The sequence below is a fragment of the Streptomyces sp. NBC_00273 genome (genome assembly GCF_036178145.1).
In the GTDB taxonomy this organism is placed as follows: Bacteria; Actinomycetota; Actinomycetes; order Streptomycetales; family Streptomycetaceae; genus Streptomyces.
Window position 1 is genome coordinate 822,333 of record NZ_CP108067.1, and the last position, 13,324, is coordinate 835,656.

Here is a 13,324-nt window from a genome sequence, read left to right on the forward strand (position 1 = left end):
CCGGCCGCTGCGCAAAGCGCATGCTCTTCATCTCTCCCCGCCGCCCAAAGCTCCCTCGAGCTCCTGGGTACGGAGCCCATCGGCCTGTACCAGCTGCACAAACCCGACCCTGACGTGCCCTGGGCAGAACCGGTCGGTGCGCTGCGCGAACTCCTCGACGGCGGCACCGTCCGCGCCGCCGGCATCTTGCGCAGCTCCCTGGACGGCCCGTCCGGCCCGACCTCCGTCGGCACCGCCTTCCACCGCGTCGCGGCCGAGCGCGGCGTCAGTCCGCAGCAGATCGCACTGGCTTGGCTCCCGGCCCGTTCCCCAAACGTCATCCCGGTACCGGGGGCCAGCCGCCCGGCTTCGATACCGGGCTACGTCCAATAGGAGCCCGGTCGTTGGGCGGCTCCGGTAGGAATTTCGGTCGCGCCCCGGGTGCTGAGACGCCAGGATGCGGCCATGGCTGACGAGCTCTTACTCATGCGTACCCGCGAGCTTTGGGCGGAGCTGGCGGGCGTACCAGTCGAGTTCGGTCCTTCAGGAGGGGCAAAGGTTGTGGTCGCGCCCGGGTCGCTGCGGTGTCCGCCATCGTGGACCGGGATCGTGCGGATCGGTGACGCCGCCCTCGTCACTGCGCCGAGCGTGCAGGCCGCCAGGATGGTGGACGACGCCACGCAGAAGATGACCCACGAGGAGGTCGTTGACATCGCTCGTCTGCGTGCGCTGCTGCCCGTTCTCGATGTTCTCGGGCCAGCTTCGCTCTTCTATCTCGGCCGGGACGGACTTCTTCCTGCGCATGGAGGAACCGAGGTCGAGCAGTTGCCCATCGGTGATCGCGGCCTGGCCGCGCTGCTGGCCCTGGCCGGGGAGGAGGAGGCCGGAGAGAGCGGTCTGGAGGACATCTCCTCCCCCGCGTTCTGTCTTCGCCGGGGCCATGAAGTGGTAGCCGCAGCCGGGTACCGGTCCCGGCCGCAGTCGGTCGCTCACCTGAGCGTGCTGGTGAGCCCGCACTGTCGGGGCCGGCGCCTGGCCCGGGCCGTGGCGTCCGCAGCAGTGGCCCATGCCCTCGGCGCTGGGTTGTTGCCGCAGTGGAGGGCGCGGCCCCATCCATCACAGCGTGTGGCGGTAGCTCTGGGGTTCCACGAATTGGGCGCCCAGCTCAGCGTTCGGCTCGGCGACGTCCCCCTCGACCAGGGCCGGTAGGGATGGAGCCTCTTCCGCGACTGCCATGTCGGTTGAGATCGGCGAGCCCGCGATTCTCAAACGGCATGGCGACGACGCAGGTCAGTACCGTGGCTCCCGCCGCTTGCTCAAAGCTGAGATTCCGCAGGCTTTACGGGTAGTGGCGGCCGGGGCGGGGTCGGGCAGTGGGTCGGTGATGCGGATCGTCTCAGGGCTCGAACGAGTCCTTCGTACTGGGCAGCGGAGAGGAGGACCGGGTGCCGTTCGTGTCGGCCTACTGGCGCACGCATCTGACGATGCGCCACCTCGCACCGCCCTTCGACATCTCGAAGTCCGCGGCCGACCGGATCATCGATCACCTCGGTCCCGCGCGTGTCCTGCGGCCCCGCAGGCGGTTCAGCAAGGACACCGTGCTCACTCATCGTGGTGATCGGGCGGCTCCTTCCCGGTAACCGCCACGTCTGCAAGGCATCGGCGGATTCCGGCGCATGGCCGTGTGCGGTGAAGAGCTTCTGCGCGGCCATCGTCGACCGTCTCACCTTCTGGGCAGGGCATATTGCCTGCCCGTCCGACGGGGGCCTGGCCCCGATGTCCGAGCGCGGGTCTATCGTCGTGAGTTCAGGTCGGGTCGTGGTGGGGACGCAGGGTGGCATACGTAGGAGACGGTCGACTGGTTGCGGCGCCGGAGGTTCGCGCCCATCTCGATGCGGTGTTCACACCGGGCAGCCTCCTCGGGGCGCGAAGTGACGACCCGCGGCAGCTCGTTGAGGTGGTGGAGGTGGCTCGGGTCTCGTCGATCCGCGTACCGAGCGGCCGGCTCGTGGTGGACACCCCATGGCTGCAGGACGAAGACGAGGAGCCGCGGGAGCTCGTGGTTCGCATCCCTCCCGGTGTGTACGGGGTGGATGCGGCATGGACGGAGGCACCGTACGAGTTCATGGGGAAGTACTTCTCCGGCCGCGAGGTAGCCGCGACGCGTCTGTGCGTGCGGGAGGGCACGGTGGCGGTCTGGGAAATGGGTCTCGCCGTGGGCGACGACATCGAACGTCTTCGTCAGGGCGACGAAGTCGGGTTCAACACGGACACCTCCACCGGAAGCTTCGGCGACGCGGCAGCCTGGCCTGCGCTGACAGCGCCGTTCCGCACCTTCTGGGAGCAGCGCAGGACAGCACCGGGCACGCTCGTGTCCCGTGCCACCGAGAGCTTGGGCGACGGCGAGTTCGAGATGGTCCGCGATGAAGCCCAAGGCGCAGACCTGATCACCTTCTCCGCCACTGAAGGACTCTCCGTTGCCTGGCTCGGCCGGACGGAGGACGGCGAGCTCAGCGCCATCGTCGTCATGGGCCACATGGGGATGGAAGCGTTGGCCTGAGGAGCAGGCAGCACAGCTCCCTGGCGCTGGCGGCCGCCAGCGAACAGGCTGGTTCGACGACGCTCCGGCTGGCCGCCACAGACCTGCACGGGCAGGTTCAGAATCGGGGACTACAGCCGTACGTCGTTCGTCAGCCCTGTCCGTGGAGATGGGCGGATGCCGGTCCACGGTGGGGTCGAGCGGCGTAGCGTGGTGCGGTACGAGCGGGGTTAGGGGCGCCAAGGGAGCGACCAGGAGCAAGGACGCCCGCCGCCCGGGCCCTCTCAGGCCAGGACGTTCACGGCCCTGGCGACGACGAGTCCCAGGATCATGAGCGAAAGGACGGACTGGAGGGTCATCACGCTCTTGGCCCAGGGGGCGAGCGGCATGACGTCGGTGGGGCTCAGCGCAGTGGAATTGGTGAACCCGAGGTAGAGGTAGTCGATGTAGTGGGGACGCCAGTGCGGAGCGTTGAGTTCGGGGCTGAGCTGTTGGGGAAAGGCGAGCGCCGGAGTGGGGGGCATGTGGTGGGCCCGGGCGGCCGGCCCGCCGCTGTCGAGTTCGAAGTACAGCAGGGAGAAGGCGAGGACGGTGGAGGACCAGACGCTGCCGCCGGCCAGCAGGAGGGCGTTGGCGGAGTTGGTCTCGTGCCCGCCGTGGATGAGATCGTCGATCAGCTGGACGGTCGACCAGATGGCGCTGCCCACGAGCACGACGACCAGGGCGATCGCGACTGAGCGCAAGACGGCGGAACGGCGGCTGATCCGACCGGGGTCTCCCGAGATCAGTGCCACCAGTAGGAGGCCTTCGGCGAGGGGAACCGCCCATCGGGGCCCAAGACGCAGGTCGTCGGGCAGGAGCAGGGTGAGCACCGCCGAAGCGAGGACCGCTGCGGCCATCGGCCAGCGGCTCTCCGTGCGGACGGCAGATCGCGGACGCGGCTCGCTCGTGCTCCTACGGTTCGTATCGGACGTGTCCTGTCCCGTCACGGCCGATCGTCTCCCGGGCCCGGTGGCAGCTCAGATCGCATGTGCCGTCAGGGTCGTACGGCGTCGGGTGTCGCCGATCGTGCCGGTCGCCCTTGATTTCGGGTTCATGTGCCGTTCCTCGCAGGTGAAGACGTACGGGGCCGCTGCTTTGACGACCTCGACGACCGCGCCCGGGACGCACGCTCGGGATGACGCGGCGCTGGACCGTGGATCCACCGTAGACCGGGGTGAATGTGGCCCGCGGCCGACACGCTCCGCATTCACACGCCTGCTGAAGCGGGCAACCCGGCAGGCTCAATGCCGTGAATCAAGCAGGGTCAGTCGGACTGATCGTGCTTGTGCAGCGCGACGCTCGCTCGGAATCGGAGGCGGCCGCACCGGTCCTTCTCGTCGGGTGACGCGTCTTCCGGGCAGCAACAGTGGCGCGCCAGCCACCGAAGGTCCTCTGCTGTGAGCCAGAGAGCGATGCGCCCTTGCGCGGCTTCTTCCTGCGAATTCGTGGGGATGACATCGGCCATGTGCGCCGCCCTATGGAGGGCTGACGTGTTCACGACGGGCCCCTGGCGGCGGAGGGCAGGCAACTTCGACGTCGATGCCGAGCTGGGTGCCCCGGTCGATGCTGTGGTGCGGTAGCCGGTGTCGGCTCAGGCCTTTCCCCTCGGGTGGCCCTTCGCTGTCTGCGAGAGCACTTGGATTCCGCCTGCGTTGTCGGAGACGCTGGCCGCGGCACTCCGGGGCCGCCAGGAGGGTTGTTCACGAGTACTGCTGACCAGACGCTTTGCGAGCCGTCGGAGATCGCTTCCCAGCTTTGAGGTGATCGCTTCCCCAATAGACTCGAGGAATGTCGCTGGGACGTTCGGACATGGTCGATGTGAGCGTGGCGCTCGACCTCGCGGGCAAGAAGGTCCACGCGTCTACCGTGGGAGGAGCCACGGTCGCCGTCGGGACGATGGCGACCGTGATCATCGCGCATGCCGTGGACGATCCGGCTGCCAGCGGCGTGTGGAACGACCAGGAGTTCCGCCTGCACGGTCCCACGCCTGCCCTGGCCGCATCGAGGCTCACCGAGCCAGGTACGTTCACCACGACCGAGCCGGAGCATGACCACCCGGTGCAGCTGTTCGTCCGAATCGACGAGCTCTGCACCTACCTCGGACGCGTTCGCCACTCGCAGAGCAAGTGGACCGGCGGCGAGCTCTACAGCTGCCACCTGCGCATCGATCCACCGTTGAGTCGTGAGCTGTTGGACAAGGTCCGGCCCCCGGGCACCCCGCCCGCCCTGCCGGGCCTCGGCTGGCTCGACCATGTGGAGACCGAACCCGGCAGGGCCCTGGAGCTCTTCGTTACCAGCTGGTATCCCACCGAAGCCGAACCACGTCCCGCCGCCGCGATACCTGGCTCCGTTCCGCCGGCACTGGCCGACTTCTACCGTCTTGCCGAGAAACACCCGGCGATCCTCGGAGGGCAGAACTCTCTCGCACCGCCGGCAGAACTCACGACCGACGAACGCGCAGAGCGCCTGGTCTTCGGCACGGAGAACCAGGGCGGATGGGAGTGGTCGATCCCCTGGGATCTCGACGCCGCTGACACCGACCCAGAAGTCTGGCTCACCGAGGAGGTCGAGCCGGTCCCCGAACAGGAGCCGCTGAGCCGGTTCCTCCTGCAGTTCTCGCTGTACGAGGCCTCGATGACCGCCCCGTACAAGGCGTTCTCCCGCGCCCTCTCCCGGCAGCTGCTGCCCCGTCTGGAGAGCTGCTTGTACCGCCTGCCGCTACGGCCGTTCCTGTCCCCCATCTCCCCGAATGACTTCCTCGTCGGGCCCGGCGTGATCGCCCACGTGTCACCGGGCTGGCAGAACGAGGACGAGGTCGACATCTGGATCGGCGCCTGCCACCGCAGCGCACTGCGCCCGCTTCGCGAGGTCGGCATTCCCTGGTCTCGGTTCGACGGCTGACCGTCATCTCCTCGACTCCCACGGGCGTGCATGAATCGGGCTGCCCCACCGCACCCGGGGCCGTTGACGGCCGCTTGCTGTCTGCGTGATGACCGAGTGGCAACCATGGTGATCACGGAGCGGTCAGATCAGGCGGAGCTGCTCCCCCGGGAGGCTGGGCAGGAGCACGTTCTGCAGGCGGCAGATGTTCGCACGCCAGGGGGCGCCATCCGATCCCGCCCACAGTTCCATCAGTTCGGACGGCTCGGTCATGACCCGGTCGAGGGCCTGGAGGGCGAGATCGCGCAGGCCGGTGAGGTCGGGAAGGGACTCTTCCGGCCCATAAACGGGATGGGCCGGCTCACCCCCAGGGCATTGCGCGGCAACGAGGGCGGCCGCGGCTACGGCCTGATCGGATTCGGGTGCTTCGAGGTAGCCGCTCGCGGTGTCGATCACACGAGTGAGAGCGCCTCGGACGATTCCCTCGCGTTCGCCTACGGCCGCCTCATCGAGGTCGCCGCAGAAGTCTGCCGCGGTGTCGTTGTCGAAGGGCCCGGCGTCCCACGTCCCCATGTGTCTCTCCCCCTCGTGATCTGCCTGTGGGCATCTTGGCAGAGCGCACTGACAGCGGCCGCGCCGTCCGGGGCGGACGCTCGTGTTGCCACCAAGCATCCTTGTGAGGACGAACGCTCCTTTACTAGTCGTTTCAGAATGGGGCGCCGACTACTCACGGTGGAGTCGCTGAAGGATTTGCGTGAAGTCTCCGGTGTCGAGCAGGCCGACGAGCACCTGGGTGATGTTGTCGATGCCGGGCTCCCGGACGATCAGTCCGTCAGGGCACCAGAAGAAACTGCCGCCCAACTCCTCGCCGGTTTGGGACCACCTCTCCATCAGGCGCTCGACCTCGGCGAGCGTGAACACGGTCGCGCTCCAGCGGGAGCCGTCCGCCGTCAGCCGTACCTCCAGGTCGATGTTGCAGACGGCATCCAGATCTTCGCCGACGTCGGGTAGGAAAGACGCCTGGAAATGGGCTGTGCGGACGCGATACCAGGGTCCGTCCCACCCCTGGTCAGTGACCTTGCCCCCGGTGTTGATCATCCCGAGAGTATGTCGATCTGGGTCGGCGTGCTCAATCAGTTTTCCTGGCGAGCTGCAAGCTCGTGAACGTGAACCTCGTCCCCGACGATCTCTGGGACCGACCGGGTCGGATTGGTTGGGCATCGTTTACGTCCTACGCAAGGGCGGGGCCCGGCGCGACCGGCCCGAGCGAACTCGTCGGCCGCTCCGGAGTGCCGTCTGGCGCCGTCTGCGGGATGGGGACCGAGGCTGGAACTGGAACGGTGTCAGCAGCTCGGGGCACAGGGCGGGCCCCGTCGAGACATCCGGCGATCCGCACGAGGCCGTGGCGCAGGCCGACCTCGTGATTCTGGCCTCGTTCGACGGTCCGGCCTGCCGGCAGGTCCTCGAGGACGTCCGTGGCTCGCTGCGAGCAGACACGATCGTGCTGAACACCAGCACCATCGCTCCTGCCGAGGCGTCGGAACCGGCCCGGCAAATCGGCGGGTCCTACGTGCACGCGCCCGTGCTCGGCTCCGTACGTGCTGCCTCCGGCGGCACCCTGCTGATCCTCACCGCCGCTTCGCTCGCGCTGATCGCCCACAACAACCTCGTCGGCGCCGTCGTGGCGCTACGCGACTCGCTGCAGCAGTCCGATGCCCTCGGGCCTTCCCTGGCCCAGGCACTGGACGTCCTCGAACTCGGCCAGCTCGGCGGTCTCCTATCCGACCAACGCCCTTTTTCCGTAGGCGGGTCGGGTGCGGTCACCGCTGAACTCACCACCGGTGCGCTGGCCTATGACATGGCCCTTCTGGCTGCCGCGTCGAACACCCCCTGCGCAGCGCAGCCGTGCTGGCCGACACCCCCTGGCCGGCCGGCCCCCGACGAACCGACCCGGTCTCGCCGCATCGACACCATCGATGTCCACGGCACCGTCGCGACTGCCGCCGTGTCGCTCTCGCACGGCGCGGACACGTTCACCGACATCTTCTTGTTGGTCCGGGTCGACGTCGTCTGGCGCATCGCCAACGAGGCGTGCCACCGGCATTCCTGAGAGGGAGGCGGGGACACACCGGCCGGGACGCAGCCGTGCGCGCCCGGTGCGCACCTCACGGCCGGTCCCGCTGCTCCCCCTCCAGCAGGAGCCGTTTCTGCGGCTTCCCCATGGCGTTGCGCGGCACCGCCTCGATGAAACGGACCTCACGCGGTCGCTTGTGGACCGACAGGCGCTCCGCGACGAAATCGGTGAGCTCAGTGCCGGTGACGCCCTCAGCCACGACGAACGCCACGATCCTCTGGCCCAGATCGGTATCCGGGACACCCACCACCGCCGCCTCTCGCACCCGGGGGTGGTCCAGGAGCGCGTTCTCCACCTCGCCCGCCCCGATCCGGTACCCCCCGGACTTGATCATGTCGGTGGAGGCACGCCCCACGATCCGGTGCACACCCTCCCCGTCAACGGCCGCAATGTCACCCGTACGGAACCATCCGTCCTCCGTGTACGCGGCCGCCGTCGCCTCCGGCCGGCCAAGATAGCCCGAGAACAGCGTCGGCCCCTTCACCTGGAGCTCACCGATGTCCGCCCCCGGCTCGGCCACGACCCGCGTGGCGACACCCTCCAGCGCGGTTCCGACGCTTCCGGGAGCCACCTCACCCCCTGCGCGCCCGCTGACCGTGATCAGCGTTTCCGTCATCCCGTACCGCTCCACGACCCGGTGTCCCGTCAGCCGCTCCAGGTCGTGGAAGACCGGCGTCGGCAGCGCCGCGCTACCGGACACCAGCAGCCGGGCCCCCGATAGTGCCGCGGCTGCCCCGGGCACCGCCGCGATCCGCGACCACACGGTCGGCACACCGAAGTACAGGCTCCCGCCCGCCGCTGCAGCCGCCGCGTACGCCTCCGGCGTCGGCCGGCCCGTATGCAGGAGTCGGCTCCCCGTCCGTAGGGCCCCGAGCACGCCCAGCACCAGCCCATGGACATGGAACAACGGCAGCCCGTGCACCAGAACGTCCTGCGCACTCCATTCCCATGCCCCGGCCAGCGCGTCCAGGTCCGCGACGATCGCCCCCCTGCTCAGCACCACGCCCTTGGGCACACCGGTCGTCCCCGACGTGTACAGGATCAACGCCGGATCCCCCAACCCCGTCGCACCCACCGACGGTAGGGCGCCGGGCGACGGCGCACGACGGGCGAAATCCACCTCCAGCAGCCGGGCACCCGAATCCCGCAGGATGTGGCCACGCTCCACCGGCCCCGCGTCGGGCGGCACCGGTACACAGGGCACCCCGGCCAACAGACCGCCCACCACCGCGGCCACCGTCTCCAACGAAGCAGTCGCGGTCACCGCGAACGCCGGAACGAGCCCCCACCCGGCGAGTTCCGCGGCCACCGCGCCCGCCGCACCCAGAACGTCCTCATACGACGCGGCACGACCCGCGACCGAGACGGCATCCGCACGGTCCCCGAAAACTCCGGTAAGAGCAGTCAGCACGACAACACCCCCAAGAACAACAACAGGAAGAAACAACCTCACCACACCACAGGGCCACGCACACCACTCCGCCCTTATGATCAGCCAAACCCCATACCACCGCACGGCACGACCCGGCACACCCCGCCCGGCACAACCGCCAGGCCCGGCACCGCACGGCCCTGCGCGGTCGCGACGGGCGCCGGACCCGACCCGGCACCACCCCTGGCCCGGTCCTGGCGCGGACAACCCGCCGACCCCGGCACGACACGGCACCGCACGGCCGCCGCCCACCCCTGCACGGCCCGCACGGCCAGCACGGCCCGCAGGCACCTACCGGAACAGCACGGAAAGGATCCACGTGGAAACCGCACGAACCTTAATCCTGATGGCCTCAACCATCACCGCCGGACTCATCAGCGGCCTCTTCTACGCATTCACCGTCGCCGTCATGCCCGGCCTCGCCCGCAGCACGGACGGAACCACCGTCGAAACCATGCAGAACATCAACAAGGCCATCCTCAATGGCTGGTTCATGCTCGCGTACCTCGGCGCACCCCTCTTCATCACCACCGCGCTCGTCCTCCACGCCACCGACCCCGACACGCGAAACGCCGTCCCCCCACTCGCGGCCGCACTCGCCACCTGCCTCGCAGCCATGGTCATCACCGCCCGCATCAACATCCCCCTCAACAACGCCCTCGAAGAAGCCGGGCCCCCCGAACAGCACACCGACCCCACCACCACCCACACCACCCGCACCACCTACGAAACTCCCTGGAACAACGCCAACACCTGGCGCACCGTCCTCACCACCCTCACCCTCGCCCTCCTCGCCTACACCCTCACCCTCCACTAAGCCGTTTCCCGCGGATCACCTCGTCGCCCAGATGAGGATGGCTGCGAGGCAGAGGCGGGTGAGGGAGATGGTGGCGGCCTTTGACACAAGAGGAGTAAGCCCTCTCCACGATCAACGTCTCGGGACGGATGCGGGGCGGCCGAGCTACCGGAGAAGCCGTGCGGCAGCCATCATCCCCTCGAATGCGGGAACATCACCCGATTGCCCGCGCGTGAGGCGGAACGTCACGGCCGGCAGAGGCCGTCTGCCGCGCGGTGGATGAGGGCATGGTGCTGCGGCTCGTTCTCGAGAGCCCCTGCTGTCGACTCCGGCTGTGTGCTGGTGGGCGTGGACGGTCTCTCCCAAGTGCCGTTGGCGGAAGCCGACCAGCGCCAGATGCCGTTCGGAGCGGCGTTGGTCGTCGCCGCGAAGGCGTGCACGACTCCCCAATGCTTCTCGTCCCTGGCGTGGTTCATGAGGGTGCGGACGGAGCCCTTGCCCAACCCTTGCCCTGGGAAACTGAGGCAGAACCACCCCGCCGATCTCGGAAGCCGGTCCGTCATCGGTGGTGTGGGACCAGAGGGGGATCGTCCTGGTCCTGCGCGATGCGGAGAACGGAGCTGGCCGAGCCTGCCACCGGATCGGGTCAGCAGCCTCGGGCTGCCCGTCCGATTGGAGCCGGCGGACGGCTGCGAGAAGGTTCCGGTAGGAGGCTCGGGCTCGGTTCCAGCCGCCGGACACGTCGAAGCCGGCCGCGTGCCGAAACTCGTCACCGCGCCCTGCTGTCCTTTGCGGGCAGCAGGGCGAATTGCCGCAGGCCGGGACGCGTGCCGTAGACATCCCGCCGAGCCCCGTCCCGGGGAAGCCGGACGCCCCCGCTACGGGCTGGGGCTGACGCCGTGCTGCCGGCGGAGGGCGCTAGCCGTTCTCGTGATCCAAGGCGCCGAGGATGGCCGACGGGCTGGTCGAGGAACGTCTGGGGCCCGTCCCGTTCGACGGTCCTGGCGCCTTGATGCCGGGAATCGGCGTCAGGACCGGAGATCTCGGCTGCCTGCGGCTGGTCCCGCCAGCCGTCGAGCACAGCCTCGGACAGGATGCCGTACTGCCCGTTCATAGCTCTCGAGTGAGCCGGCCGGGCCTGCACCACGGCGGCGGGTCGGGTGAGCCCCTCTGCGTCCTCGCGAACCTCCGCGAGCGCAGCAGGCCCGCCCGACCCGGCCGAGCGCAGCGTGATCGTCGGATCAGATGACGCCCTGCGCCAGCATCGCGTCCGCGACCCGCTCGAAGCCGGCGATGTTCGCACCGGTGACGTAGTCGCCCGGGGCGCCGTACCGCTCCGCGGTCTCGTGCGCGACGGCGTGGATCGAGCGCATGATGGCGGCGAGTTCGTCCTCCACCCGCTGCGCGCTCCAGGCCACCCGGCCGGCGTTCTGGCTCATCTCGAGGGCGCTGACCGCTACCCCGCCCGCGTTGGCGGCCTTGCCGGGCCCGAACGCGACCCCGGCCTCCTGCAGGATCCGTACGGCCTCGGGCGTGGTCGGCATGTTGGCGCCCTCGGAGACCGCCTTGACCCCGCCCGCGACGAGCGTACGGGCGGCCTGCGCGTCCAGTTCGTTCTGCGTGGCGGAGGGGAAGGCGATGTCCGCCGGCACCTCCCAGACACTGCCACCAGGGACGAACCGCGCCGAGGATCCGCGTCGCGCCGCGTACTCGCTCACGCGTCCGCGCTCGACCTCCTTGACCTGCTTGAGCAGTGCGAGATCGATGCCCTTGTCGTCGACGACGTATCCCCGGGAGTCCGAGCAGGTCGTCGGGTTCGCACCGAGCTGCTGGAGCTTCTCGATCGTGTACAGCGCGACGTTGCCGGAGCCGGAGACCACCGCTGCCAGTCCGTCCAGCGACTCGCCCCGGACCTTCAGCATCTCGGCGGCGAACAGCACGCTGCCGTAGCCGGTCGCCTGCGGCCGGATCGCGGAGCCGCCCCAACCCTGCCCCTTGCCGGTCAGGACGCCGGCCTCCCAGCGGTTGGTGATGCGCCGGTACTGGCCGAAGAGGTAGCCGATCTCGCGGCCACCGACACCGATGTCGCCGGCGGGCACGTCGGTGTGTTCTCCGATGTGCCGGTGGAGCTCGGTCATGAAGGACTGGCAGAACCGCATGACCTCGGCGTCCGACCGGCCGTGCGGGTCGAAGTCGCTGCCGCCCTTGCCGCCGCCGATTCCGAGGCCGGTCAGGGCGTTCTTGAAGATCTGCTCGAAGCCGAGGAACTTCACCACGCCGATGTCCACCGACGGGTGGAAGCGCAAGCCCCCCTTGTACGGGCCGAGCGCACTGTTGAACTCGACGCGGTATCCGCGGTTGACGTGGACCCGGCCCCGGTCGTCCTGCCACGGGACACGGAAGACGATCTGCCGCTCGGGCTCGGTGAGCCGCTCCACCAGGGCCACGGCCGGGTCGGCGTACTCGGGCCGGGCGGTGAAGACGGGGGCCAGGGTCTCGAGGACCTCCCGTACCGCCTGGTGGAACTCGGGCTGCGCGGGATTGCGACGCTCGATCTCGGCCCGCAGTGCTTCCAGCCTGTCCTTCGAGTCCTTCACGTGTGTCCCTCCAGGGAGTGCGCGGTGCGCAGACGACGGCAGGTCCATGGTGTCCGCGGGGTCGCGGATACCGGTTGATTTCGGGCTCGACGCGCTCCGAACACTCGCTTTCGGAAAAGCTTTTCCGGAGCGCGCCCCTCTTGCGGAGGCTACCGCGCACGATGCTGCTCTGGGGAAGGCTTCTGTCCCGCGGACAAAAACCTGCCGCAGGCCGGTGTGTGCCGACTGCCCTGAGCAGCAGACATTTCTGCGAATCCCACGCACCACCGGGCTCGGCTGCCCCTACCAGTGGCAACCTTGACAATTCGATCGCCCGCGCGCCTCCGCACGCGTCCCGGTGGTAAACCGGTGACGGCGGCCGGGCGGGCCACGGTGGACGGTCAGGTTGCGGTTGCGGTTGCGGTTGCCGAGTCCTTCCCGAGTCGTCGAGCGAACGCCCGGGCGGCGACCAAGTCGTCCTCGTCGGGACGCTGTTTGTTGATGCCCCCGATCAGCCGGAACGGCATCCACGTGTCGAGCGCGCGGCAGGTGAAGGTGTCCACCACCTCGAAGCCCCTGCCTTCGAGCAGGCGCACCAGCGGACGGGTGAACGGTGCGAACGCCAGCTCCGGCAGGCCGCTCGTGGCGAAGACGAAAGCCCTCCGTGTCGACGCCGTCGACCTGGACCCCGGCCCCGGCCTCGGCCGTGGCACGGACCGGGCGAACCCGAGCAGGTCCCGGTGCAGCCGCTGCGAGAAGACACCGGAACCGAAGCCCACGAGGTCGTAGCCCGGCAGGTCCGAAACCTCCACTTCAACGGGCGCGACCACCCGCGCATCGAGCACTTCGGCCATCGCTCGCGCCACCCGCCGGGTGTTGCCGTGGGATACCGACGTGCATACGAGCAGAGTCTTCATCAGCGTTCCCCTCGTCCGTCGCCTCCTAG

At 69.0% G+C, this 13,324-nt stretch carries 11 protein-coding genes and 2 pseudogenes; 7 read left to right on the forward strand and 6 right to left on the reverse strand.

The genetic code is table 11. From position 1 onward, the window contains the following. Positions 1-39 precede the first annotated feature (39 nt). The 4 genes and pseudogenes from OG386_RS03310 to OG386_RS03325 form a co-directional block, all read left to right on the forward strand. A pseudogene (locus tag OG386_RS03310) lies at positions 40-354 on the forward strand (aldo/keto reductase); the annotation flags it as partial. A gap of 90 nt (positions 355-444) precedes the next feature. Beyond that, positions 445-1,188, forward strand: a complete 744-nt coding sequence (locus OG386_RS03315) for a GNAT family N-acetyltransferase (RefSeq protein WP_328786652.1) — start codon at positions 445-447, stop codon at positions 1,186-1,188. A gap of 227 nt (positions 1,189-1,415) precedes the next feature. Further along, positions 1,416-1,583: pseudogene (locus tag OG386_RS03320) on the forward strand (transposase family protein); the annotation flags it as partial. Positions 1,584-1,876: 293 nt separating this feature from the next. Beyond that, positions 1,877-2,539, forward strand: a complete 663-nt coding sequence (locus OG386_RS03325) for a DUF4241 domain-containing protein (RefSeq protein WP_328786653.1) — start codon at positions 1,877-1,879, stop codon at positions 2,537-2,539. A 263-nt stretch (positions 2,540-2,802) separates the two neighbouring features. Here the strand turns inward: OG386_RS03325 and OG386_RS03330 are convergent, their stop codons facing one another. Beyond that, a complete protein-coding gene (locus tag OG386_RS03330) occupies positions 2,803-3,417 on the reverse strand; it encodes a hypothetical protein (RefSeq protein ID WP_328786654.1) in 615 nt (204 codons plus the stop codon). Between the two features lie 931 nt (positions 3,418-4,348). On the opposite strand from OG386_RS03330, the gene OG386_RS03335 reads away from it, so the two are divergent. Further along, entirely contained in the window at positions 4,349-5,461 is a 1,113-nt protein-coding gene (locus tag OG386_RS03335) for a hypothetical protein (protein WP_328786655.1), read from the forward strand. Positions 5,462-5,584: 123 nt separating this feature from the next. Here OG386_RS03335 and OG386_RS03340 read toward each other — a convergent pair whose 3' ends face one another. Together OG386_RS03340 and OG386_RS03345 are read right to left on the reverse strand one after the other, a co-directional pair. Beyond that, positions 5,585-6,013, reverse strand: coding sequence for a DUF4259 domain-containing protein (locus tag OG386_RS03340; protein ID WP_328786656.1), 429 nt, complete (start codon positions 6,011-6,013; stop codon positions 5,585-5,587). Positions 6,014-6,163: 150 nt separating this feature from the next. Further along, positions 6,164-6,538, reverse strand: coding sequence for a hypothetical protein (locus tag OG386_RS03345; RefSeq protein ID WP_328786657.1), 375 nt, complete (start codon positions 6,536-6,538; stop codon positions 6,164-6,166). Positions 6,539-6,746: 208 nt separating this feature from the next. On the opposite strand from OG386_RS03345, the gene OG386_RS03350 reads away from it, so the two are divergent. Beyond that, the gene (locus OG386_RS03350; protein ID WP_328793151.1) at positions 6,747-7,550 is read left to right on the forward strand and encodes a nuclear transport factor 2 family protein; all 804 of its coding nucleotides are present in this window, start codon (positions 6,747-6,749) and stop codon (positions 7,548-7,550) included. A gap of 55 nt (positions 7,551-7,605) precedes the next feature. Here OG386_RS03350 and OG386_RS03355 read toward each other — a convergent pair whose 3' ends face one another. Continuing rightward, entirely contained in the window at positions 7,606-8,985 is a 1,380-nt protein-coding gene (locus tag OG386_RS03355; RefSeq protein WP_328786658.1) for an AMP-binding protein, read from the reverse strand. Positions 8,986-9,352: 367 nt separating this feature from the next. Between OG386_RS03355 and OG386_RS03360 the strand changes: the two genes are divergently transcribed. Next, positions 9,353-9,823: an anthrone oxygenase family protein gene (locus tag OG386_RS03360; RefSeq protein WP_328786659.1), complete on the forward strand. Its 471-nt coding sequence runs from the start codon at positions 9,353-9,355 to the stop codon at positions 9,821-9,823. A 1,220-nt stretch (positions 9,824-11,043) separates the two neighbouring features. Here OG386_RS03360 and gdhA read toward each other — a convergent pair. After that, the gene (gene gdhA, locus OG386_RS03365) at positions 11,044-12,399 is read right to left on the reverse strand and encodes an NADP-specific glutamate dehydrogenase (protein WP_328786660.1); all 1,356 of its coding nucleotides are present in this window, start codon (positions 12,397-12,399) and stop codon (positions 11,044-11,046) included. A gap of 380 nt (positions 12,400-12,779) precedes the next feature. Then, positions 12,780-13,295: a flavodoxin family protein gene (locus OG386_RS03370; protein ID WP_328786661.1), complete on the reverse strand. Its 516-nt coding sequence runs from the start codon at positions 13,293-13,295 to the stop codon at positions 12,780-12,782. Positions 13,296-13,324 lie beyond the last annotated feature (29 nt).

What these genes read in the sequence shown, in the direction of transcription:
- OG386_RS03315 (WP_328786652.1), top strand. Translation starts at nt 445, where the DNA reads ATGGCTGACGAGCTCTTACTCATGCGTACCCGCGAGCTTTGGGCGGAG.
- OG386_RS03330 (WP_328786654.1), bottom strand. Translation starts at nt 3,417, where the DNA reads ATGGCCGCAGCGGTCCTCGCTTCGGCGGTGCTCACCCTGCTCCTGCCC.
- OG386_RS03335 (WP_328786655.1), top strand. Translation starts at nt 4,349, where the DNA reads ATGTCGCTGGGACGTTCGGACATGGTCGATGTGAGCGTGGCGCTCGAC.
- OG386_RS03340 (WP_328786656.1), bottom strand. Translation starts at nt 6,013, where the DNA reads ATGGGGACGTGGGACGCCGGGCCCTTCGACAACGACACCGCGGCAGAC.
- OG386_RS03345 (WP_328786657.1), bottom strand. Translation starts at nt 6,538, where the DNA reads ATGATCAACACCGGGGGCAAGGTCACTGACCAGGGGTGGGACGGACCC.
- OG386_RS03360 (WP_328786659.1), top strand. Translation starts at nt 9,353, where the DNA reads ATGGCCTCAACCATCACCGCCGGACTCATCAGCGGCCTCTTCTACGCA.
- OG386_RS03370 (WP_328786661.1), bottom strand. Translation starts at nt 13,295, where the DNA reads ATGAAGACTCTGCTCGTATGCACGTCGGTATCCCACGGCAACACCCGG.